The organism is Floridaenema aerugineum BLCC-F46 (assembly GCF_041929345.1).
Classification (GTDB): Bacteria; Cyanobacteriota; Cyanobacteriia; order Cyanobacteriales; family Aerosakkonemataceae; genus Floridanema; species Floridanema aerugineum.
Map to the genome: position 1 here is coordinate 33,357 of NZ_JBHFNQ010000143.1, position 23,042 is coordinate 56,398.

The following is a 23,042-nucleotide window of genomic DNA, read 5'->3' on the forward strand; positions in this document are numbered from 1 at the left end:
CAAAGGCATAGAGAAGAGAAATGAAAAGTCAAAGTTAGTCATCATCAAAGAAACTCCTATTTAAATCACGCCGGAACAAAGTCTGTTGCTGTAAACCTTCCGGGGAGTAACCCAGCCACAACCGCTAATTCTTCGCCAGTTGCAGTTACACTGATTCGAGTACTACCCGTTGAAACACCATTAATCGTCAGATTCACACGGGCGATCGTCAGGGCTTCAAAGCTGAATCCTGTTTGTAAGAAATCAATGCCATCTTGGAAGTCCGAGATATAGTCGCCCGTTTGTCCACTCAACCCGGAGTTTTCCAAGGTAAAGTAATCAGCGCCCGTGCCGCCTGTCAGGGTGTCGCGTTGAGTTTGTTCGGGTAGGTCATTGCCGCCAAACAGGGTGTCACTACCAGCGCCACCAAGAATGCGATCGACTCCCGCACCCCCATCAAGCAAGTCATCGCCAACACCGCCATTGAGGACATCATTGCCAGCCAAGGTATCAATGCCGTCACCGTCGCCATAAATGGTGTCGTTGCCATCACCACCTAAGAGACTGTCAGTACCTTCTCCTCCTTCGATCGCATCTCCATCTAATCCGCCGCTGATGGTATCTAAACCTGCACCACCCAACAGCGTATTTGCGCCAAGCTCATCTACCAGGAAGTCATTCCCTTCGCCACCTTCCAAGAGGTCATTACCATCGCCACCATTCAGGTAGTCATCCCCAGCAAAGCCATAGATTTCGTCATCCCCAGAATCACCCAGCAGGGAGTCATTACCACCCGCACTTAAGGTATCTGCATCACCGTAAATGGTGTCACTGCCATCTCCACCCAGAACGGTGTCAGCACCCGCAATACCCAAGGTGTCATCACCTAACAGGAAGTCATTGCTCAAGCTGCCATCCAGAAAGTCATTGCCACTGCCGCCATTGAGAGTGTCGTCAAAAAAGCTACCTGTGAGAGTATCCGAGCCAGCTTCGCCGTTCAGGGAACCTTCCCCGGAAAGAACATCATTGCCATCACCGCCAAATAGTTCATCCTCAGTTCCACCAAATAGCCAGTCGTTACCAGCACCACCATTCAGGGTATCTTTGCCTTCCCCACCATCGAGGGTGTCAGCACCCGCTTCGCCTTCTAGGAGGTCATCACCTGCATCACCGAAGAGGCGATCGTTACCTGCCCCACCAAACAAATCATCACTGCCATCTCCACCTAGAAGCAGGTCATTGCCGCCTAAGCCTGATAGAATATCGTCTCCGCCAAAACCGCGTAGTGTGTCGGCATTCGCCGTCCCTGTTAGCGTATCAGGAGCTTCTGTTCCATTTCTGATTGCCATTTTTTACCTCTGTTGATTAGATGAATTTGCTTAATGCACGCACTAAAAGGGAAGTTATGAGAACAGGAACGTCGTGCCAGCCGAGTCGGTAATATTGGTAGCAATATCCGCTTGGGTAAAGTTCGTGCCCACCAGAGTGAATAAAAGCTCACCTGTGTTAAAGCCTGCGTTTCCAGCGATGCCGTCGCCCACTCGGAACACAGTATTAGTAACTCCCGTAGTCGCATTTGTGACAGCACGCACATCGATCGCAGCAATCCCACTAAAGGAAAGGAAGTCTCCCCCTACACCTGTGGTAAATCCGTTAATTCTGTCTTGTCCATCGCCAAAGGCATAGCGAATCGTATCGCTACCTACACCGCCTGTAATGGTGTCAAGACCTATACCGCCAACTAAAACATCATTACCATCAGCACCAGTTAGAACATCATCACCAGCCCCACCCAGGATCGAATCAGCGCCGATGCCACCGTTGAGGTTGTCATTACCATCACCGCCATCAAGACTATCGGCACCACCAGCGCCCTGAAGGGTATCAGCACCACCATTACCAAACAGGATGTCGTTACCCAATCCTCCATTCAGGCTGTTATTACCTTCGCTGCCGATAATGCTATTAGCAAGATCGTTGCCTGTGCCATTGAGCGCAGTGCCTACCAAAACTAAGTTTTCCAGGTTGCTGCCCAAAATGTAGTCGAGGCTGGAAAGGACTGTATCAGTGCCTTCACTCAGGTTTTCTGTAATGCTATCTCCGGTGCTATCTACTATATATGTGTCGTTGCCTAGACCACCGCTCATGGCATCGTTACCTGCGCCGCCATCCAGGGTATCATCACCGCCAGCACCACTCAGAGTATCGTTGCCACCAGCACCATTGAGGGCGTTGTTGGCTTCGTTACCTGTGATGATGTTGGCAAGTTCGTTACCTGTACCACTTTGGGCAACACCGACTAAGGTGAGGTTTTCCAGGTTGCTGCTTAAGGTATAGGTGGAGGCACTAGACTGAACTGCATCTGTGCCTTCGTTGGCGTTTTCTGTAATGGTGTCGCCTGTGCTATCTACTATATATGTGTCGTTGCCTGTGCCACCAATCAGGGCATCGTTGCCGGGGCCACCATTCAGGGTGTCATTTCCGGCACTGCCACTTAGGGTATCGTTGCCGTCACCTCCGCTGAGGTTGTTGTTGGCATTGTTACCAGTGATGTTGTTAGCTAAGGCGTTACCAGTACCGCTGACGACATTGCCCAGCAGGATCAGGTTTTCTACGTTGTTACCTAAAGTATGGTTAGCATTGGCGCGGACAGTATCATTGCCTGCGTTAGCGCTTTCGATGATGGTATCGCCAGCAGTGTAAACGTAGGTATCATTGCCACCGCTACCGATCATCCGGTCATTGCCTGCACCACCATCAATATAATCATTGCCACCACCACCACTGAGGGTGTCGTTGCCTTCGTTGCCAAATAGGTTATCGTTGGGGCTGGTGTCAGCGCTGCTGTTCAGGACGTTATCGCTGGCATCTCCGATGTATAGACCGATCGCATCAACTGCGATCGCACCCGTCAGAGTCGCTCCCGTAAAGTTGGCACTGGAAAAGTCACCCTTCGAGAAGTCAGCGTTAGTTAAGTCGGCATTAGTGAAATTCGTACCAATAGCAGTGCCACTAATAGCCATGCCTTGTGCGTTGGCTCCTGTAAAGTTCGCCCCATCCAAACTAGCACCAGAGAATCTCGCTCCAGTCAAATTTGTGACCGTTACTGTACCATTAGCAGCCACAAAGGGGCTAAAGTTAGTGCCGCTAAAATTGACATCTTCGACCAACAAATTACTCAGATTCGCACCCCGAAAGCTGGCGTTAGTAGCCGTTGCTGGATCGAGGGGATTGGTATCCGTCAAAGCAACCCCACTCAAATTAGCTAAATCAAAGATCGCATTTTGCAGGGTCGCATCTGTGAAATTTGCGAGTTGAAAATCAGCGCCTGTGGCGTTCACATTAACCAGGACAACGTTTTCAATATTCGCATCTAAGAAACTGGCATTGACTAAGGTTGACCCAGTGAAATCAGCTGATTTGAGATTCGCTTTGAAAAAATCAGCCCCGGTAAAGTTTGCCCCAGTCAAGTTAGGTGGCTCGGACTGTTCACCATTAATATTGGCTTCCCGCAGAATGGCATTGGTGAGGTTGGCACCTGATAAATTGAGGTTGAATGTGTTGATCAGCGACATATCAGCCTGTCTGAGATCTGCGCCGCTGAGATTGACATTCTCTAAGGTTGCCAAAGATAAATTAACAGGGCCAAAGGTAGCATTGGGGGCAAAGATCGCTAGACGGGCATTAACACCAATCCAAATCGATTCAGAAAAGTTCGTGCCTCTGAGTTGGGTGCGAGTCCCCGCATTGTTGGGATCGAAGCGGACGTTTTCCAGTCGGGCTTTAAAAAATGTGGAGCCGTTTAAGTTTTGACCTCGGAAGCTATTTCCGACTAAGTTTTGTCCTTCAAAGTTTAATACTGCCATGATGCTATTTTGCTTGGTAAAGTTTTGTCAGATGTGAGCAGCTATTGCTCTGTAAAATTTTGTCTTAAGAGAATTGGAAGACAGGACGGTTGATTGGGTCAACGTTGGTGTTGACGTTTCCGGCAGTGAAGGAGGTATTGGCAAGGGTAATCAACAAACTACCTGTGCTAAATCCAGCGTTACCAGCAATGCCATCTCCGATGCGGAATTCTGCACTACCATTGACTACACGCACGTCAATTGCAGCAATGCCACTGAAGGAAAGGATGTCTCCTCCTGTTCCTCTGGTAAATCCGTTGATGATGTCGCTGCCATCACCACTGCTGTAGCGAAAGGTGTCAATATCAGCACCGCCGTTGAGGGTATCGTTACCTAAACCGCCAACGAGGATGTCGGTACCAGCATCGCCATTGAGTCGATCGCCATCTGCACCGCCAAACAAGGTATCAATCCCAAATCCGCCGTTGAGAACGTCACTACCGATGCCGCCATCAAGATAATCATTGGCATCACGTCCGTTGAGGGTGTCGTTGCCTTGATTGCCGAAGATGTTATCGTTGGAGTTTGTGCCGTTAATCGTATTGTTGGCGGCAGTGCCTACTGTTAAACCGATCGCACCCGTTGCCGTCGCCCCCGTGAGATCTGCACCAAAGAAAGTGGCATTGGTGAAATTAACGTTATTGAGATTGGCATTTACTAAACTGGCATTAATGAAATCAGCATCAACTGCGATCGCACTACTCAGATTTGCCCCAGTCAGATTAGCACCAGTGAAGTTAACTTTTGACAAGTCAGCATTCTGCAACCGAGCATTGGAGAAGTTCGCGTTTGTGGCAACGGCATCGATCGCGATCGCACCTGTCAGATTTGCGCCAGTAAAAGTAGCATTAGTAAAATCGCCAGTCGATAAATCAGCATTCACTAAACGGGCATTAGTGAAATTTGCATTTGTAGCCAGTCCGTTGATGAAAACCCCTTCTCCATTAATTTGAGTCAGATTTGCTCCACTCAAATTACTGTCATTAAGTCTCGCTCCCGTTAAGTTTGTAACTGTTACCGTGCCATTAGCAGCTACAAAAGGACTGAAATTTGCCCCGCTGAAATTGTCATCGTCGGCGATAAATCCACTCAGATTAGCACCCCGAAAACTGGTAGCACTGAGATTGATTGGATCGACAGGATTGGTATCACTTAAAGTAATGCCACTCAAATTAGCTAAGTCAAAAATCGAGTTTTCCAGGGTGACATCGGTGAAATTTGCTAACCGAAAATCCGCCCCAGTTGCATTCACATTTACCAAGACAATATTTTCGATGTTCGCTCCTTGAAAATTAGCATTAATCAAGGTCGAACCTGTAAAATCAGCCGCTTTTAAATTAGCAAGCTCTAAGTTAGCGCGGGTAAAATTAGCTCCGGTTAGATTGGGTCGATCGGACTGTTCCCCACTCAGATTAGCTTGGAACAGATTGGCATCAGTCAAATTAGCATTGGACAGATTGATACTTAAAGTGTTGATCAGCGATAGATCGGCTTGTGTCAAATCTGCACCGCTAAAATCGACATTCTCTAATGTTGCTAAGGATAAATTAGCAGGGCCAAAGCTCGCATTAGGTGCAAAAATCGCTTGACGGGCATCCACACCAATCCAAATAGATTCAGCAAAATTAGTGCCTCTTAATTGTGTTTGAACCCCCGCACTATTGGGATCGAAACGAACGTTTTCCAGTCTAGCTTTAAAAAACGTCGAACCGTTGAGATCTTGACCTCTAAAATCATTTCCAACTAAGTTTTGTTCTTCAAAGTTTAACGCTGGCATGATGCAATCCTCACACAAAAATTCCTGATCTCGAAGCCCCTAGATATAGATGCAAATTTAAAAATTTTGACTGTCGCTAAAAGTTAGGTTAAAGAGTTAGTTTTGCCAAACTTTTACAAGCATAGGTTCGATGCACCCTTGACAAAAGCGATCGTCAACCAACCGCCGATCGCGCTTTCAATTACGAGAACAAGAATGTAGTTCCAGCCGAGTCAGTAATATTGGTAGCAATATCCGCTTGGGTGAAGCCAGTACCAGCAAGAGTCAGTAAAAGCTCACCTGTGTTAAAGCCTGCGTTTCCGGCGATGCCGTCGCCCACTCGGAACACAGTATTAGTAACTCCCGTAGTCGCATTTGTAACGGCACGCACATCGATCGCAGCAATCCCACTAAAGGAAAGGAAGTCTCCACCCGCGCCTGTGACAAATCCGTTAATTCTGTCTTGCCCATCACCACTGGCATAACGAATCGTATCGCTACCTACACCTCCAGTAATCGTGTCATTGCCAACACCGCCGACCAAAATATCATTACCATCAACGCCAGTTAGGACATCATCACCAGCCCCACCCAGAATCGAATCAGCGCCGATGCCACCGTTGAGGTTGTCATTACCATCACCACCATCAAGACTATCGGCACCACCAGCACCTTGGAGAGTATCCACACCACCATTGCCAAACAGGATATCGTTGCCCAATCCTCCATTCAGGTTATTATTACCTTCGTTGCCTGTGATGTTATTGGCGAGATCGTTGCCTGTGCCATTGAGCGCAGCGCCTACCAAAACCAGGTTTTCCAGGTTGCCACCCAAGATGTAGTCGAGGTTGGAAATAACTGTATCAGTGCCTTCGTTCAGGTTTTCCAGAATTACGTCGCTGGCACTATCAATAATATAGGTGTCGTTGCCTACACCTCCCGCCAAGCTATCATTGCCTGTGCCGCCGTCGAGGGTATCATCACCACCAGCGCCACTTAAGGTATCGTTTCCGGCTTCACCTTTCAAGTTGTTGTTGCTGGCGTTACCTGTAATCGTATTGGCGAGATCGTTGCCAACGCCTTCTATAGCTGCACCTGTAAGATTTAGTCTTTCTATATGGCTGCTTAAGGTATAGGTAGTAGCGGTAGATTGGACAGTATCAGTTCCTTGGCTGGCAAGTTCAATAATGACATCCCCAGAAGTGTTGACAGTGTAGGTGTCGTTACCTGCTCCACCTTTCATGGTGTCATTACCAACACCGCCGTTGAGATTATCGTTACCTGCGCCCCCGTCGAGATAATCATCTCCCCCAAGTCCAGTCAGGTTGTCGCTGCCTTCAAAGCCGAAGATGTTATCGTTATCTGCTGTGCCGCTCAGGGCGTTATTACCGCTATCCCCACGAATGATACCAACGACATCAACCAGAATAGCACCTGTGAGGTCTGCACCTACCAAGGTCGCACCTGTAAAGTTGACTTTCGACAGGTCAGCATTATTCAGCTTGGCATTGGTGAAATTTGCACCAATGGCAATTCCATCAACCCACTTGACACCTGTGAAGTCTGCACCAGTCAGGTTAGCGTTTGTAAAGTCGCCTTTAGATAAGTCAGCGTTAACTAAACGAGCATTGGTGAAATTGGCACCAATAGCAGTTCCATTGAAGAATAAGCCTTCTGCATTGGCTTGGGTGAAGTTGGCTCCACTTAAATCAGTATCAGAAAATTTAGCGCCAATGAGGTTTGTTGAAGTAACGGTGCCATTGCTAGCAACAAAGGCACTAAAATCAGCCCCGGTAAAAACGGCATCATCTGCCATAAAGCCGCTTAAATTAGCACCGCGAAACCTGACATTGCCTGTCTGTCCAGGTTCGAGTGGGGCATCACTCAAGAAGACACCACTGAAATTAGCTAAGTCAAAGATCGAGTTTTGCAGGGTGATATCTGTTAATTTTGCTAACCGGAAATCTGCACCCGTTGCATTAACGTTGACTAGAAGCGTGGCTTCTAAGTCGGCTTCTTCAAACTTGGCATTCGCTAGAGTAGATCCGTTAAAGTCAGCCGCTTTCAGTTTTGCTTTGTAGAAATCAGCCCCGGTAAAGTTGGCTCCTGCAAGATTCGGTCGATCGGACTGTTCGCCACTCAGATTCGCTTCTCGTAAACTGGCGTTGGTCAGGTTGGCGTTTCTTAGGTTGATTTGTTTTGTGCTAACTAATGATAAATTTGCTCCGGTTAGGTTGGCTCCCTGGAAACTGACAAATTCTAAGGTTGCTTTAAAAAAACTAGCTGGCCCAAAGTTGGCATTAGGTGCAAATACGGCTCTCGCTGCATTTACATTGCTCAAAAATGCTTCTTCAAAGTTGGTGCCTCTTAGTTGTGTGGCTTGTGTAGTGAATCCAAATTGGACACCATAGAGCTTTGCTTTGAAAAACGTGGAGCCATTTAGGTTTTGACCGCTGAAGTCATTTCCTGTAAGTAATTGTTCGCTAAAGTTTAGAGCCGCCATTCAAAATTATCCCCAATCAGGTCTGTAAAAACACGCGAGAATCTGTGTCAAGTAAAACTTTGCTTGCACAAATAGGTTGATATATACAAAAGCATTCGCAAGTATAACCAGACCCTAAATCAAGCCTGATTTAAGTAATTTCACTTACTTGATATATAAGGTGAAAGCCAGAGATTTATCTAGAAAAAGTACTATTACTAGTACCCTGGGTTCACTTGTTACAAACAATCAAGTTTTATTGATTATTTATAAAAATACAAAAACAGCATTACTGCCGTCAAGGGAAAAACAATAGGTAATTTCATTGGATAAAAGTTTGTTCATAGAGAACTACTTAGTAGCTTTACCTAATTTTCAAATATATGTTTTAGTGATTTTATTGATCAAGTATAAAAAACTGTTTGGTTGCCAGAGTTTTGTCAAAGTTGATAAATCTTTGCCTAGTCAAGCTTTCAGGCTACTTTTAATTTGTAAATACAAAATATTAATAAATTAATTTGTATTATTTATTACTCATTTATCTGTTTAACTGCGAGACAATACTGAGATGAGATTTATGAAGTTTCTATGAAGTAATAAATGAATAGCCGGAAAAAACTACCTACAGACATATATTGAGAAACAAACTTTTTCAGTAAAATATCTACCCGCAGGTAGATGGCTAACAGCCTGGTCAGTTATAAAAGATTCGCAAAATGAGGAATTTTAGGGGAATTGTTCCCAACATGGAAGTTTTAAGAGCAGGTGGTATGGTGGAAGCGATCGCTTGTCAAGAGAATCTTAAGCTAAATTTTATTAAGTCTAGTTTATTTCCGTAAAGGAGTATAATAAATTACTGGAGTTAACAGATTCCGTAGATTTCAGCTTCGGGAAATTGCATTTGAGAAATTAAAAGGATGGAAAGAACAAAAGTTTTTGGAATGCCACCTGAACAAGGCAGATGGTTGTATATTCCATTAGGATTAATAGTATTACTGTGTCTGGGTACAGTTTACTCATGGAGCATTTTCCGCAAGCCGTTAGAAAAAGCATTTAATATTGGAGCTACGGAAAGTTTATTACCGTTCACAGTATTGTTGGTAGTTTTTGCGATTTTAATGCCTGTTACTGGCTTTTTTATCGATAAATATGGCTGTCGCACAGTAACAGCTGTTGCAATACTGCTCGGTTAAGCATTATTTGCCTTTGTAGGGGCGAAGCATTCGGACATAAAATCTAGGGTTTGAGTCATAAATTGTCGCCCGAATGCTTCGCCCCTACTCTTAACCGAGCAGTATTGACAGCTGTTGGGGGTGTCATCACTGGATTAGGTTATATTTTATCAAGTTTTGCCAGCGATATTTCTACCTTAGTTTTCACTTATGGAGTGATTGCAGGTGCAGGGGTAGGGATTGCTTACGGAGTACCTTTAGCTGTGGCGGCTAGATGGTTTCCTGATAAAAAGGGTTTAGCAGTTGGCTTAACAGTAATTGGTTTTGGTTTATCGCCTTTAGTCACGGCACCGATTGCCAAAAGTTTGATTGAAACTTATCAAGTAGCAAAAAGTTTCTTGATTTTAGGGATTGCTTTTACCATCATTATTTTGTTGATTTCTGCGACGCTAAGTTTTCCGCCAAGGGAATGGAAACCCGCAGGTTGGGAGTCTTCCCAATCAGTGAGAATGGCAACAAATGATGATGTGCAAATGTTGCAAACTTCATCATTTTATGGATTGTGGATTTGCTATACTATTGGTACTTTTGTGGGACTGTCAGCGATCGGTATTTCCAGCCCAGTTGCCCAAGAAATTATTAAACTGGATGCCGGAACTGCGGCAGCAACAGTTTCACTTTTTGCGGTATTTAATGGTTTAGGTCGTCCTTTATTCGGTTGGTTAGCAGATAAATATAAACCGAGAAATGCTGCCATGATTAATTACGTCCTAATCCTAATCGCTGCGATTTTAATGAGTAGCGCTGGACAAGGGAATGTCGCTAGTTATTTGGGAGCTTTTTGTCTATTTTGGTTGTCTTTGGGCGGTTGGTTGGCTATTGCTCCCACAGCGACTTTAACTCTGTTTAATCCTACAAATTACGCTCAAAATTACGGGATTGTGTTCACCGCTTATGGTGTGGGTGCTTTTTTAGGTACGATCGTAGCAGGCAGCATCAGAGACATTTTTGGTAGCTACACCTACGCTTTCTATGTCACTGGTGTTCTGGCAATTGTTGGCATAATTTGTGCTTGGTTTTTACTGAAGCGCTCTTGGAAAGTTTCATCGGAAATGGATCTTTCTTAAAGAGGGTACAGGTTACAGGGTACAGGGTACAGGGTACAGGGTACAGGGAAAATTTTGACCAAGATTTACAGATTTACCAATGGTTTTAGTAGCTATCACCTTGTCACCTTGTCACCTTGTCCCCTTGTCCCCTTGTCACCTTGTCACCTTGTCACCTTGTCACCTTGTCACCTTGTCACCTTGTCACCTTGTCACCTTGTCCCATTGTCACCTTGTCACCTTGTCACCTTGTCACCTTGTCACCTTGTCACCTTGTCCCATTGTCACCTTGTCCCATTGTCCCCTAGTCTCCTTGTTTCTGGGTAATTAGCAATTGGCACATTTTTAAATGCACCAGTTTCGGGAACAAAAATATCTATTGAATAGACTCCTTTGGGAACATTTAACCACACATAGGTATCTACAGAACTATTTTGGGGAATGTCTTTCAAAGCTACAGGTAGCGGAACATTTTCCAAAGAGTTCACTGGTTTATAAGTTTGTTGAGAAACTGAATTGTTAGCAGTTGTGTCACTGACTTTAATTACATTAGTATCGACAACTTTTTCATCCAAGCGGCTAATTCGCATCTGTACACTTACTATATTAGGCTCACCTGATTTGGGATCGGGAACTCGTTGCACAGAAATTAATTCTACTCTGGCTTTACTACCATAAGCTAATTGAGCAAATTCACCTGGTTTAAATTCATTATTATTATTATTATTATTATTATTATCTAATGTTAGACTATGTTCTTGAAGAGTTGGTACTGCTTTATCTGCTAGTGAAATATTAGGAGATGGAGTAGTTTCTGAGGTTTTTGCTGCGGGATTTATGACAGTTGGAGGGGGCGGAAGGTTAGGCTTTGTGGTAGTATTTTTGCTGTCTTGATTGATTAGATTTGCTGCCGAAGGTATGGGAAGGGGAGTAGTATTTGTAGTTTGATTTGTGGGTGTTCTAGAGGTAGTAGTTGTAGTTGAGGTGGGAGTTTGTCCCAGGGCAATTGCGAGGGCATTGCTAATATCTTGCTCGGTGGGATTTCTGGCTATAGAAACATCGGGTAAATTGGCTTTTTGCATAGCTGAAGGCAGCGGATAAGCAATATTTCCGGGAACTGTGGCTGTTGGTAGTCCAGAAATTCCGCTAATGGGGGGGAGTGAGGAATTGTTATTGAAACTAGTAGCTACTGGTTCAGCAATGCCAACTAAGGCATTTTTGAATTTGGTAACATTGTCGTTAATAATATCAAGTACGATCGCATTTTTCGGCACTCTCAACACCACGTAAGCATCTACGGATTTACCAACGGGGATATCCGATAATTTAATTATTCCTGACGATCGCTTGACTGGATCTATTGCTTGGTAAGTTTCTCCAGAAATCGAATTCTTTGCTGATATAGTACCAATATTAATTGTATCAGCAGCGGTGACTGAGGCGGCTTGGCGATAAATTCGCATTTGCAGCTTCACTTCATCATTTTTGCTGAAATCTCGCAGTAAAGAAACTAATTGGATTTGTCCTTTATCATTTAAAATTGATTGCAAATAAGAATTTTGTTGGACTGTAGAATTGCTTTCTAAAGCTATATTAGGAGGAGTTACCTTGGGAATATTTACTGGGGGATTGACGGAATCTAGTAAAGGTCTTATGGCTTTTTGGTTCCCGGGTGATTCTTGCTCAAAAATATCCAAAAATCCTACAGCAGTTAACCCGAAAATGCCAACAATAACGCTGACTCCCGTAAAAAAAGTTAAAAAACTATTGCCGCGCAACCGAAATTTTTTAGGAACTGGACGTTGGTAAAAATTTTGATTTGGTGTTTTCATAATTTCAGCTATAAAAACCTAAACTTTTTTGTGTTCTATGAAATTTAAAAGGCTAACAGCAGTTGGTAGAACAGTTGGTTGCTTAATATTATTTTTAGGTTTTCCTTTGGGTTTAAAAGCTGTCTATGCTGAAGCCCAATTAGTTGTTTCTCCACAGTCTATAGTATCAGGTAAGCAGAATTCTGCAACTAATATTTGCCCTGCTCAATTGCCGGAAGCGATCGATGCGATCGTCGATCGACCCGAACATCGTCGCCTTCATTGGGGCATCTTAATTCAAACTTTATCACCTTCGCGCACCCTTTACAGCCGGAACGCACAGCAATATTTTATTCCCGCTTCCAACGTTAAGCTGTTTACCACCGCTGCTGCTTTGCTGCAATTAGGATCGAACTTTCGCATCCGCACTTCTGTTTATGGCAAAAATGGCGTTTTGCGTTTAGTCGGACGTGGCGATCCCAGTTTAACAGATGCACAATTGCGCGACTTGGCGCAACAGCTACGCCGTCAAGGAATTCGCCAAATTCAGCAGTTAATTGTCCAAGATGGTTATTTTCAAGGATTACCTCTGCATCCGACTTGGGAATGGGAAGATGTTTATGCAGATTATGGCGCACCTGTCAATAGTTTAATTTTGAATCAAAATGTAGTAGAATTGCAGCTTTCACCTCAAGAATTAGGTCAACCTGTAAAAATTACTTGGAATGACCCTTTTGCAGCTTGGCAATGGCAAATTGAAAATCAAACTTTAACGGCGGCGAGTGGGGGAAAAAGCGAGTTTGAAGTAAATGGAATTTTGGGAAAATCTAGCTTACAAATTCGCGGACAAATGGCTATTGACTCGCCACCGGAAGTATTATCTGTACCTGTCAGAAATCCGGGGGAACACTTTTTGCAGCATTTTAAATTAGCTTTAATTCAAGAAGGAATTATTGTGGGGCAATCCCAGGTAATAGACAGTGCAGAAAAAACCAATGAACCGGAATTAGCTTTTGTGGAATCTCCCCGATTATCCCAGTTAATTGCTGACACTAATCTACCTAGTAATAACCTTTACGCTGAGGCTTTGTTAAGAACTTTAGGAGTGAACAATTCAACAATGCCAAATCAATATACAGATAGTTTGGGATTAAATTTAATTAAAACAACGCTGGCAAATTTAGGAGTTGATGGCGAAAGTTTTATCTTAGCAGATGGTTCTGGTTTGTCTCGGCGTAATTTAGTGAGTCCTCTATCTTTAGTGCAAACATTACAGGCAATTTCCCAGTCACCCCAAGCAGAAATTTACCGAATTTCTTTACCTGTAGCTGGAGTTAGTGGAACTTTACGAAATCGATTTAAAGATACTCCAGCGATGGGAATTGTTTATGCAAAAACGGGTACTCTAACAGGAGTAGTAACATTATCTGGATATGTTGATGCCCCAAATTATGAAAAATTGGTTTTTAGTATTATGGTGAATCACTCAAATCAACCTGCACGGATTATTCGGAGTTCAATTGATGAAATTGTGCTTTTACTAACACAGTTACGGCGATGTGAATAAAATTACTCAATAATGGAAATCAACAAAAATAAGTAGGTGTAAATAAATAAAGTGATAATAGTTATCTGAGGATGGGGCGGGCTAGGAGAGCCCACCCCACAGTAGGGGCAATTCATGAATTGCCCCTACTGTGGGGTGGGCATCTTGCCTGCCAAAGTTTTCACTTTATTTATATCTACCACTTAGTTAAAGTCTCTAATAAATACTACACTACAGCCTTTAAATTTTGCGCCGCTTCATTTAATTGATGAGTACTCACTTTAGTTTGAGTAATACCACTAGCATTATCTCTAGCTGCTGTATTCAGAATATTCATCGCACTTACCACCTGTTGCACAGCTATAGCTTGTTGTTTAGCATTCATGGAAATTTGTTGTACACTTCCTGCAACATCATTAATTGCTGTTGTCACTTGATTAAAAAGTTCTGCGGTTTCTTCAGTTATTTGAGTACCTTGGAAAGTAGCTTTTGTACTTTCATCTGTCACCATAATTGTTAAATTAAGCGCTGATTGAATAGCGTTTACCAAGTGGTTAATTTTCTGGGCTGATTTTTTACTTTGATCGGCAAGTTTGCGAATTTCTGTAGCAACAACGCCAAATCCTTTACCATGTTCTCCGGCTCGAACTGCTTCTACTGCGGCGTTTAATGCTAACATATTAGTTTGATTTGCTAAATCTGCAACTAGTCCTGAAATAGTACCAATTTGATTAGTTTGCTCATTTAAAACTGAGATTTGTTCAGCTAAAGTATTAACACGATTAGCCAATAACGACATATTTTCTAGAGTACGATTTACTGCTTGGTTGCCTTCTCCTGCTAATGACAAAACCTGTTGAGCACCAGTCGCCGCAGTTTGAGCTTGTTGTGCAGATTGTTGTGCAGATACACTCAACTCATCCATTGTGGTTGTAGTTTCATTGACAGAGCTAGATTGCTGAATAGCTGTTCGTTCTTGCTGTTCTACTGTAACTGCAATTTCTCTAGAAGAACTGGCAATATTATTAGCAATTTCATTTACTTGTTGGGTAATTCGAGAAGCCAACCAAGAACCAATTAATACTGCCATAATTATAGCAGCAAGCGTACCAAAGATTGCTGTTAATATTAGAGATTGCATAGCATTAGCGCCTTCTTTGTCTCGCTGTTCCTGCAACTTATCTTCGGTACTATTCAAATTTTTAAGTATTTGTGCGGCTTGTTCAACTAAAGGTAATATTTGACCTTCGGAAAATACCTTGATAGCTGCGTTATAATTACCTGCTTTAACTAGTCTAGATACTGCTAGGTTAGCTTGATAAATTTTTTCACCCAGACTCTTTAATTTTTCTAATCGTTGTGCTTGCTCAGGAGTGGAGAATTGCACTGCTGTTTCTAAAGATTTAAGGTGTTGATTATATTCGCTGACACTTGCTTCATATTGCTGCAAAAATCGTTCTTCGCCTGTTAGTAAATAGGCGCGAATCATTGACTGTCGTTTGTATAATGTTAACTCTAAGCGATCGCTATCTTGCACCAGCGACCAACCTCGTTCACTTGCTATTCCTTGTTGTTCTACTTTTTGCGCGTTAATAATAACTGCTGTAGTTGCAGCAAGTGTCAGCAATAAAGGAACTCCATATCCGAAAAGAATGCGTCCTCTAAGCTTGAGATTGCTAAAATTTAACATTGACAGTCACTCCAAAACAGGTGAGAACTATAGTTCTATTAATCCCATTAGAATTTGTCAGTTTGCACAGAAGCGAAAATCTATAAGAAAATTTAAATTTCCCGACCAGATTTTTCTAAACTAGCATTTTAGCTATTTTGAACAGTGCGATCGCTTTTCTTCAATCTCAGCTTTTGTTTCCTAACTCCTACTCACCAATAAACACCGGAATTTCTAACACAAATTCCGCTCCCTTTCCAGGTGCAGAATTACATCTCAATTGACCACCATGTTTTTCAGCTACAATTTGGTAGCTAATTGATAAACCTAATCCAGTTCCTTTTCCTACAGGTTTAGTAGTAAAAAATGGGTCAAATAACCGTTTTCTCACTTCTTCCGTCATTCCTAGCCCATTGTCAGCAATACTCACTACTACTATGTGGAAATTATCATTATTTTCTAATAAATAATCGCCCTGTAAACTATTTTCGCCTTCCCACAACTGACGATCAAAGTGATTTTTAATTACGGAAGTGCGAATAGTAATTTTTCTCGGTTCTGGGACATTTTCCAAGGCATCGATCGCATTGCTGATAATGTTCATGAACACTTGATTTAGTTGTCCTGCATAGCATTCTATTGCAGGCAAATTGCCGTATTCTTTGATTACTTGAATTTCTGGTTTACCTTGTCCACCTTTGAGACGACTTTGTAAAATTAGTAGAGTATTATCAATTCCCTCATGAATATTTACTGGTTTCTTTTCCGCTTCATCTAACCGAGAGAAGTTTCTTAAAGATAGGACAATTTGCCGAATCCGTTCTGTACCTACCTGCATGGAAGCTAATAATTTTGGTAAGTCTTCTTTAAGAAATTCTAAGTCAATATTTTCCGCTTCTTCGGTAATTTCTGTAACGGGATTTGGATAATATTGCTGATATAAATGTAGCAGTCCTAAGAGGTCGGCAATATAACCATTGGCATGGTCTAAATTGCCGTAAATAAAGTTAACGGGATTGTTGATTTCATGAGCAATACCTGCTACCATTTGCCCTAAGCTAGACATTTTTTCTGTATGTACTAACTGGGCTTCGGTTTGTTTGAGGTTTTGTAGAGCATGACTCAGTTGTTGGGCTTGACTTTGGGCAGCAAAAGCAGCGGCACGAGTTTGGGCAAAAAGTTCGGCTTGATCGATCGCGATCGCCAACTGATCCACCACTGCTTTGAGTAATTCAACTTCGCTATTACTCCAAGGTCTAGCACCACTACAATGGCTACATACTACTGCACCTAATTGACCAGAATGGGTTTGTAAAGGAATTAATAATTGTGAAGTAATAGCAAAACTATTTAAAAGCGATCGCGTTTGGTCATCTAAATTATTTGCATTATTAATATTGTCAATCCAAATTGTTTCTAAATTCAAAATTTTTCTGGCTAAATTGGTGACTTTTTCGCTAGGGAAATCACCCAAAGAGCTAGGTAAATCGGGGTGACAAGCTTCATGAGTTACAGTTAAACTTGGGTTTTCTGGGTGAGGCCAACACCACAAGAAATGACAGCGATCGATTTGTAATAAACTGCGAATTTCATTTACTGCAATTCCCAAAATTGTATCCAAATCTAAGGAATTCCGAATTTGGCTAGCTAATCTAAACAGCAAAGTTTCCCGGCGAGAAAGTAATTCCGATCTTGCCCAAGTGCGATCGATCGCCACAGCAATAGCATTAGCCATCCACTCCAGCATACTATGTGCTTCTTCGCTGAAACTTTGGCGACTAGAAAGCCCGATTACTCCCACTAAACGGTCTTCCACAATTAAAGGATAAGCAGCAAAAGCTTTCAGCAAAGAACAACTACAACTACCGATTTTTTGCAGCCATGATTTTACACCTAGCGAGTCTTGAGTTTGAATTTTATTATTTAAGTAAGGTTGGTGACTTTGCAGAATAAAATCAACAATTGAACTATCAGGATGTAGCCAATTACAAGCTGTTAAGTCTTCCCTTTCTCCGGTAAAACATTGTTTTCCCGACTGAGGAAAAGCACAATTAGCAGCAAAAGCGACCGCTTGCAATTGCAAATTTTCTGCTCCGGGGTTGACTGTCCAAATGCAAGCACTCGCAGCATCCAGATGATCTACCATTATTTGCGTACAACGGTTGAGGATTTCTGTTAAATTACCACCCTGTCCTAAAGTAATACCAATCTCGGCGCTAAAAGCTGAGAGGCGCGATCGTTCCATTAACATCGCCTCTGCTTGTTTCCTCGCTGTCACATCCCTTAAATAAATTATTAAACCATCATCATAAGGGCAAGCTCTCACCTCTAACCAAATACCTAGCGGTAAGTAAAACTCTTCAAAATGAGCCGTTACATTTTGAGCTAGTACCCTCTGGCATTCTGTAAATAAATTTGAATCTTCTATCCCCGGAAACTCCCGCCAAAAATTTTTCCCCACTAACTCTTCTTGAGCGTGCGGAAACATCTGCTCGGCTCTTGAATTTAAATAGGTAATTTGCCACTGGCGATCCAAAGCAATAACAGCATCAGTAATGCTTTCAAATATTTTAGCTACATCCCAAGGTGCTTTTGATGGCATTGATTTAACCTTGATTAATTGATGACCTTGGAGGCAGAGTTGATTCCGTAACTCCAGTTTCCTCACAACCTGACGACCTAAAGCTTGAAATGCTCGGTAAACTTGCCGAGAAATTTCTCGCGGTACATAATCCATTACAGATAAAGTACCCAAAATTACACCTTGAGTTGTCACCAAAGGAACAGCCGCATAAAATCTAATTTTGGGATTTAGCTGTACTGCTCTAAGCAAGGCAAACCTGCGATCGGCTAAGGTATCTCGAATAACTAGTAGGTCAGTTTGATGGGTGGTAAAAGCGCACAAATCTTCACATTGTTGGGCTTCAGTTGTACTCAATCCCAATTTTGATTTTAGTAACAGTTTTTTACCCTTAAGCAACCTAATCACAGCAATTGGAGTTTGGCAAATATAAGCTGCTAGACTAGTCAGGTCGTCGAAATCAGCCTCAGAATTATTATCTGTTTCATACTCGATATGGCTCAAATTATAGAGTTTCTGTGCTGTCCGATTTCCTGACAATGCTTTCATCTTTTGTGCCCCCTTGAATGTATAATAATTAACCTATCTCTTCTTTAGTATGGGTTGCCCTATAAAAATCTTTTTATTTTTCTTAGCTCGATCGTCCCTTGAGTGATTTTTTTATATTTCTTTTACACTAACGTTCCACAAACCTTTTACCGAGTATAACTTTAGCTAAACTTCCAATTTAAACCTTTGCCCTTTGCCTAAATTTACCAAGTATGTTTATTCTTTATCATGCCCATCAACAAGCCCAGTATTATAGTTTGGTTCTTAAAATTATTTTAATAACACGCTGTATTAATTTAAATTAAATTTAATCTTTCTTTAGGTGTATTTACAAAAATTTATGCTTAAAATTTTTAATAGTTATTTCTATTGTAGTCATATTAAATAATCAACTACAATTGTATATAAAATAATACTAAGGTTTACTTGAGAAACAAGTTAAAGTTGTGGTACAACCATCAACTCGAAGACGGGAGATAGAAGGTATGTCTTCAAATTTAGGCCATATTTCAACAGTGCTGACGGTGGATGATAGCGTCGTCATGCAAGAGATGATTAAAAGAGCTTTAGGGCGAGATTATCGGGTAATAGTAGCTAGCAATGCAGTTGATGCTTTAGCACTGATTTACCACGAAAAGATCTCCGTATTATTACTCGATGTTTCAATGCCTGGAATCGATGGGTTAGAATTTTGCCGAACAGTACGTAATTTACCGCAGTTCCGCGATTTACCAATAATTATGTTGACGGCAAGAGACAAACTTTTTGATAAAGTACAAGGACGTTTAGCGGGTGCTACGGAATATTTAACTAAACCTTTTGATGCTCAGCAATTACAGCAAGTAGTGGAAAAGTTTGTTAATGGAAATTTAGCAGCAGAAGTCCCCGGAGAAGCTTAATTCGGTTAGTTAGTTAGCCAAAGGAAGCTTTCTTGAATTAGGATAAATAGGAAAAAGCTTTTTTGTGAATACTCCTCCTCAAATGCAAAATTTATTCAGGTTAAATTTGGATTTTGGCAAGGGTAAGACTTGGTTGACACTGCTATTTTTGCTGAAGTAATTCCCGAATAGCCCGTAATCCTGAATCATTAGGAAGTGAGCTAGAATGCACTTGTTTTAGCCAGTTAGCTGCTTCCCAAAGTTCCATTTTGCGGTACTTACATAGATAGGCGATGCAAACTGTTGGGGAACGTTCAATTCCGGCTAAACAATGAACGAATATGGGAGTGTTTTTTTGGATGTTTTGGTGAACGATATCTACAGCTTCAGCTAACTGTTCTGCTGTCATTTCTGTAGTGTAATGTCGATCGGGTAAAACTACGCGGAAACATTGGAAATTTTGGGTAATTTCCTCTGGTAAAACTCCTTCTTGTTCGCTACAAAGGGAAAGTACTGTTTTAATCTTGGCTTTGAGCAGTTGTTCCCCATCACCTGCTTGAGGTAATCTACCAATTGCTAATTTCTGCGGAATTACCCAATCTACAGAAAACAGCTTTTTCCTACTGGTAGTATTATCATCAGTAGTAGATTGGGGTTCCATTCCTAATAGCTTTTTGAACTGATTAATCATTGATTATCCTAAAAATCCATTTCATAAATAAGTTAAAAATTTTTCGGGAACTAGCTTTAATTCTCCCGATTTGAACTTTTCAATTTCTACCCAGAGAGCAGTTTTTTGGCGTTTCTTTTCAGGGAAATTGATGCTGGACAAATGGTAAAATTTAGGGTCAACAAAATCGCATTCATAAACGAATAAAATTTCGTGTCCCTGCTTACCATTGAAAGTAAAAATACTTTCCAGACAACCCAAATATTTGATATTGGTTAATTCTGCCTGAATTTCTTCGTCAAATTCGCGCTTTAAGGCAGCTTCACTAGTTTCGCCAAATTCGACACCGCCACCCATAGCGCGGTAAAAGTGTTTTTCTGTGTCAGGGTCAAAACCTTGGGACAGAAAAACGCGCTGGGCGAGATCGCGAACGATCCCCAAAGCTAAAACCCGAATTTCACCCTCTTTGAGCATAAACTTAATTAGTTATCGTAAACGCTAGCTTCCCGTTGTCTAGTTACAGGCCAATCTTTATTTTCGCCTCCAACAAATAAAGTTTCAATGGTGACATACTCCTTACTCAATTGTTGCAGAGCATTGACTAAAACATCAAGAGCGATCGCATCACTAGTACCCAAATCAAACCAGCAACGCGCCCAAGTTCCCTGATATTCCACCTCACTCATATTGTGCATCAGGGCCATGAAACTTTCATCAGCAGCACCTTGGTCATAATCCATGTAACTGATATCTATACCAGTATCTTGAACTTGCAGATTTTCGGCATTAAAACCTCCCAATTTTCCTAACAAAAACCAGGAATCAAAAACTTCTTCAATGTACTGTTTTTCCTTGGGACTAGGAACAGTTGGGAACTGTAACCAAATCCATAAATCAAAAGGATCGAACTCCCGAAACTCTATTTTCATGTTTTCAATCTCAACTAATCTAATTTAGGTAACTGACTCAAACTAGGCCCCCATTTTCCTGCCATTGCTCTGACCTGATTCCGCATCGCGCTACAATTGCGTTTGTTTTGTTCAGTGCGATCGATAGTATTTTGACTTTTGCATTGTTCGCGGACAATTTGCGCCACCATTTCTTTTGGTAATTGTTCCGAGTTAGCCAAAGCTAACTGAAAATATTTTTGCGCTTCTTGGTCTTGCTTGGCATCGACTAAAATTTGTGCCTTTAAATAGTTTAACTCTGGATTGTTCGGTGTTTCCTGCAAAGCGCGATCGACATATTCCTGTGCTTGCTCATATTGTTTCAAATCTCGACGACCCACAGCAATTCCGCGATAAGCTAAATAACTAGGAGCCGCTTTTTCCAAACGTTGAATTGCCAATTCAGGATTAGAAAAAGGTAAATTTACCGAAATTAATAAATCTAACCAACCTTTGAGCAAATTAAACTCTGGATCTTCCGGTGCGATCTTTTCCGCCTCATCTAAATTGCGGTAAACCTCCTGTAATTTACCTAAAGCTTCAGTCGCGCCGCTGAGGGTTCCCTTCTCCGTAATTACCGCAGCCGCATCCAAACCATGACTAACAGCTACGTAAAGATTACCACGTAAGGGATCGATCGCCTTTAATTTTTCCGCAGTTTCACGGGTCTTGGTAGCGTAAGATTTAAAAGAGTCCAACAAAGCTTGATTTTTCTTATCACTTTGCCAATCAGTGTAAACCATAGAAGCTTTCATCGCATAAATCAGTGGTTCATCAGGTTCTTCCACTGCTGCTTCCGGCAAATAAATTTCTGTGGCTGATTTGTAATTTCCCTCGCGAAACACAGCATTAAAAGCAGCTGAGGTCTTTTCCCCTATAGGTTTGGGGTTATTGCTGCGGAAAGGATCTCCCGCCATCGCTAAATTTACTGATAAGCTGAGAGCCATTATCAGCGAACCGATGAGCGATCGACACTTACTCGATGATAACCCACTAACAGCAAAAAATTTTTTAGGAATAGAAAACATCTCTCTCATCACCTCATTCCTTCTAAACCTTAATTCTGAATAATGCCAAAGCCAAGACGCAAAGTTAAATCATACTGTTCCTGCGAGTGAACAGAGGAGAAGAGGGGATAAGGGGACAAGGAGACAAGGAAACTCTTTAACTTAAAACTCAAAACTTAAAACTCAAAACTTTCTCCCCTGCCCCCCTGCTCCCCTGCCCCTCTGCCCCCAATCCCCCTTATGCCACAATGATGACAGAATGGTTCATATTTTTTACTGAATGCTCTATCTTCGAGAACTTAGTTATCACCCCACAGCTACCCCAACACCGATTTTAAAATCCATTAACCTGGAATTAGCACCGCAGCAAATGGGGTTAGTGATCGGGCCTAGTGGTTCCGGCAAAAGTACCTTATTAGAAGTGTTGGCTGGGTTAAGTGAAAACACATCAGGCAGGGTATTGTGGCGAGATCAGGAATTGACACCTGAACATTTGCAACAATTAGCTGGGTTAGTGTTTCAGTTTCCCGAACGTTATTTCTGTGGTAGTACTATTTTGGAAGAATTGCGCTTGGGACATCCAGAATTAGGTTCCCAGCGAGTTCAGGAAGCATTGACAGAAGTGGGATTAGCTCATTTATCATTAGGAACTTCCCCACATTCTTTAAGTGGTGGACAACAGAGACGCTTGGCTTTAGCAGTGCAGTTAATTCGTCAGCCGCATTTATTATTGTTGGATGAACCGACTGCTGGGTTAGATTGGTCGATGCGTCGTCAATTGGTGAATTTGTTAGCAAAATTAAAGAAACATTTAAGTTTATTTGTTGTGACTCACGATGCGGGAGATTTGTTAGCAATAGCCGATCGCTGTTGGACATTAAATCATGGCGAATTAATATCCGTTGACCCAGCTACACTGAGAACTGAAAACTCCAAAAGCAGGAGTGCTGAGGAACAAGGGGGAACAATTACTGTTAAGTAAGC

16 protein-coding genes and 1 pseudogene are annotated in these 23,042 nt (G+C 42.1%); 6 read left to right on the forward strand and 11 right to left on the reverse strand.

Translation table 11 applies throughout. The features are described 5' to 3' along the window. Positions 1 to 65: 65 nt before the first annotated feature. From ACE1CC_RS18815 to ACE1CC_RS18830, 4 genes are all read right to left on the reverse strand, one after another. On the reverse strand, positions 66 to 1,328 hold the full coding sequence (locus ACE1CC_RS18815) for a calcium-binding protein (protein ID WP_413271962.1): 1,263 nt from the start codon (positions 1,326 to 1,328) through the stop codon (positions 66 to 68). A 54-nt stretch (positions 1,329 to 1,382) separates the two neighbouring features. Continuing rightward, positions 1,383 to 3,845 (reverse strand): pentapeptide repeat-containing protein, encoded by a 2,463-nt coding sequence (locus tag ACE1CC_RS18820; RefSeq protein WP_413271963.1) that lies wholly within the window; start codon positions 3,843 to 3,845, stop codon positions 1,383 to 1,385. 64 nt (positions 3,846 to 3,909) lie between these two features. Next, entirely contained in the window at positions 3,910 to 5,661 is a 1,752-nt protein-coding gene (locus ACE1CC_RS18825) for a pentapeptide repeat-containing protein (protein ID WP_413271964.1), read from the reverse strand. A gap of 181 nt (positions 5,662 to 5,842) precedes the next feature. Then, positions 5,843 to 8,143: a pentapeptide repeat-containing protein gene (locus ACE1CC_RS18830; protein WP_413271965.1), complete on the reverse strand. Its 2,301-nt coding sequence runs from the start codon at positions 8,141 to 8,143 to the stop codon at positions 5,843 to 5,845. 695 nt (positions 8,144 to 8,838) lie between these two features. On the opposite strand from ACE1CC_RS18830, the gene ACE1CC_RS18835 reads away from it, so the two are divergent. The 3 genes and pseudogenes from ACE1CC_RS18835 to ACE1CC_RS18845 all read left to right on the forward strand — a co-directional run bounded on the left by ACE1CC_RS18835 (position 8,839) and on the right by ACE1CC_RS18845 (position 10,421). Further along, on the forward strand, positions 8,839 to 8,961 hold the full coding sequence (locus tag ACE1CC_RS18835) for a hypothetical protein (protein ID WP_413271966.1): 123 nt from the start codon (positions 8,839 to 8,841) through the stop codon (positions 8,959 to 8,961). A gap of 78 nt (positions 8,962 to 9,039) precedes the next feature. After that, a pseudogene (locus ACE1CC_RS18840) lies at positions 9,040 to 9,287 on the forward strand (L-lactate MFS transporter); the annotation flags it as partial. 78 nt (positions 9,288 to 9,365) lie between these two features. Then, positions 9,366 to 10,421: an OFA family MFS transporter gene (locus tag ACE1CC_RS18845; RefSeq protein ID WP_413271968.1), complete on the forward strand. Its 1,056-nt coding sequence runs from the start codon at positions 9,366 to 9,368 to the stop codon at positions 10,419 to 10,421. 263 nt (positions 10,422 to 10,684) lie between these two features. Here ACE1CC_RS18845 and ACE1CC_RS18850 read toward each other — a convergent pair whose 3' ends face one another. Next, positions 10,685 to 12,232: a hypothetical protein gene (locus ACE1CC_RS18850; protein WP_413271969.1), complete on the reverse strand. Its 1,548-nt coding sequence runs from the start codon at positions 12,230 to 12,232 to the stop codon at positions 10,685 to 10,687. Positions 12,233 to 12,269: 37 nt separating this feature from the next. Between ACE1CC_RS18850 and dacB the strand changes: the two genes are divergently transcribed. Beyond that, positions 12,270 to 13,778, forward strand: a complete 1,509-nt coding sequence (dacB, locus tag ACE1CC_RS18855; protein WP_413271970.1) for a D-alanyl-D-alanine carboxypeptidase/D-alanyl-D-alanine endopeptidase — start codon at positions 12,270 to 12,272, stop codon at positions 13,776 to 13,778. A 205-nt stretch (positions 13,779 to 13,983) separates the two neighbouring features. Here dacB and ACE1CC_RS18860 read toward each other — a convergent pair whose 3' ends face one another. Both ACE1CC_RS18860 and ACE1CC_RS18865 read right to left on the reverse strand, forming a co-directional pair. Beyond that, positions 13,984 to 15,447 (reverse strand): methyl-accepting chemotaxis protein, encoded by a 1,464-nt coding sequence (locus ACE1CC_RS18860; RefSeq protein WP_413271971.1) that lies wholly within the window; start codon positions 15,445 to 15,447, stop codon positions 13,984 to 13,986. Between the two features lie 187 nt (positions 15,448 to 15,634). Next, positions 15,635 to 18,556, reverse strand: coding sequence for a GAF domain-containing protein (locus ACE1CC_RS18865; protein ID WP_413271972.1), 2,922 nt, complete (start codon positions 18,554 to 18,556; stop codon positions 15,635 to 15,637). A 485-nt stretch (positions 18,557 to 19,041) separates the two neighbouring features. On the opposite strand from ACE1CC_RS18865, the gene ACE1CC_RS18870 reads away from it, so the two are divergent. After that, positions 19,042 to 19,455: a response regulator gene (locus tag ACE1CC_RS18870; RefSeq protein WP_413266976.1), complete on the forward strand. Its 414-nt coding sequence runs from the start codon at positions 19,042 to 19,044 to the stop codon at positions 19,453 to 19,455. Between the two features lie 142 nt (positions 19,456 to 19,597). Here the strand turns inward: ACE1CC_RS18870 and ACE1CC_RS18875 are convergent, their stop codons facing one another. Genes ACE1CC_RS18875 through ACE1CC_RS18890 form a run of 4 tightly spaced genes read right to left on the reverse strand, consistent with a single transcriptional unit; the run spans position 19,598 to position 22,088 of the window. Further along, positions 19,598 to 20,125: a dual specificity protein phosphatase family protein gene (locus ACE1CC_RS18875; protein ID WP_413271973.1), complete on the reverse strand. Its 528-nt coding sequence runs from the start codon at positions 20,123 to 20,125 to the stop codon at positions 19,598 to 19,600. 21 nt (positions 20,126 to 20,146) lie between these two features. Next, a complete protein-coding gene (locus ACE1CC_RS18880; RefSeq protein ID WP_413271974.1) occupies positions 20,147 to 20,578 on the reverse strand; it encodes an NUDIX hydrolase in 432 nt (143 codons plus the stop codon). Between the two features lie 8 nt (positions 20,579 to 20,586). Continuing rightward, entirely contained in the window at positions 20,587 to 21,033 is a 447-nt protein-coding gene (locus ACE1CC_RS18885; protein WP_413271975.1) for a DUF3531 family protein, read from the reverse strand. A 14-nt stretch (positions 21,034 to 21,047) separates the two neighbouring features. Continuing rightward, positions 21,048 to 22,088: a Sll0314/Alr1548 family TPR repeat-containing protein gene (locus ACE1CC_RS18890; RefSeq protein WP_413271976.1), complete on the reverse strand. Its 1,041-nt coding sequence runs from the start codon at positions 22,086 to 22,088 to the stop codon at positions 21,048 to 21,050. A gap of 250 nt (positions 22,089 to 22,338) precedes the next feature. Between ACE1CC_RS18890 and ACE1CC_RS18895 the strand changes: the two genes are divergently transcribed. After that, a complete protein-coding gene (locus ACE1CC_RS18895) occupies positions 22,339 to 23,040 on the forward strand; it encodes an ABC transporter ATP-binding protein (protein ID WP_413271977.1) in 702 nt (233 codons plus the stop codon). Positions 23,041 to 23,042 lie beyond the last annotated feature (2 nt).

Bases quoted from the DNA above. Each gene is read 5' to 3' on its own strand.
- ACE1CC_RS18815 (WP_413271962.1), bottom strand. From the start codon at position 1,328: ATGGCAATCAGAAATGGAACAGAAGCTCCTGATACGCTAACAGGGACG.
- ACE1CC_RS18820 (WP_413271963.1), bottom strand. From the start codon at position 3,845: ATGGCAGTATTAAACTTTGAAGGACAAAACTTAGTCGGAAATAGCTTC.
- ACE1CC_RS18825 (WP_413271964.1), bottom strand. From the start codon at position 5,661: ATGCCAGCGTTAAACTTTGAAGAACAAAACTTAGTTGGAAATGATTTT.
- ACE1CC_RS18830 (WP_413271965.1), bottom strand. From the start codon at position 8,143: ATGGCGGCTCTAAACTTTAGCGAACAATTACTTACAGGAAATGACTTC.
- ACE1CC_RS18835 (WP_413271966.1), top strand. From the start codon at position 8,839: ATGAGGAATTTTAGGGGAATTGTTCCCAACATGGAAGTTTTAAGAGCA.
- ACE1CC_RS18850 (WP_413271969.1), bottom strand. From the start codon at position 12,232: ATGAAAACACCAAATCAAAATTTTTACCAACGTCCAGTTCCTAAAAAA.
- dacB (WP_413271970.1), top strand. From the start codon at position 12,270: ATGAAATTTAAAAGGCTAACAGCAGTTGGTAGAACAGTTGGTTGCTTA.
- ACE1CC_RS18860 (WP_413271971.1), bottom strand. From the start codon at position 15,447: ATGTTAAATTTTAGCAATCTCAAGCTTAGAGGACGCATTCTTTTCGGA.
- ACE1CC_RS18865 (WP_413271972.1), bottom strand. From the start codon at position 18,556: ATGAAAGCATTGTCAGGAAATCGGACAGCACAGAAACTCTATAATTTG.
- ACE1CC_RS18870 (WP_413266976.1), top strand. From the start codon at position 19,042: ATGTCTTCAAATTTAGGCCATATTTCAACAGTGCTGACGGTGGATGAT.
- ACE1CC_RS18875 (WP_413271973.1), bottom strand. From the start codon at position 20,125: ATGATTAATCAGTTCAAAAAGCTATTAGGAATGGAACCCCAATCTACT.
- ACE1CC_RS18880 (WP_413271974.1), bottom strand. From the start codon at position 20,578: ATGCTCAAAGAGGGTGAAATTCGGGTTTTAGCTTTGGGGATCGTTCGC.
- ACE1CC_RS18885 (WP_413271975.1), bottom strand. From the start codon at position 21,033: ATGAAAATAGAGTTTCGGGAGTTCGATCCTTTTGATTTATGGATTTGG.
- ACE1CC_RS18890 (WP_413271976.1), bottom strand. From the start codon at position 22,088: ATGAGAGAGATGTTTTCTATTCCTAAAAAATTTTTTGCTGTTAGTGGG.
- ACE1CC_RS18895 (WP_413271977.1), top strand. From the start codon at position 22,339: ATGCTCTATCTTCGAGAACTTAGTTATCACCCCACAGCTACCCCAACA.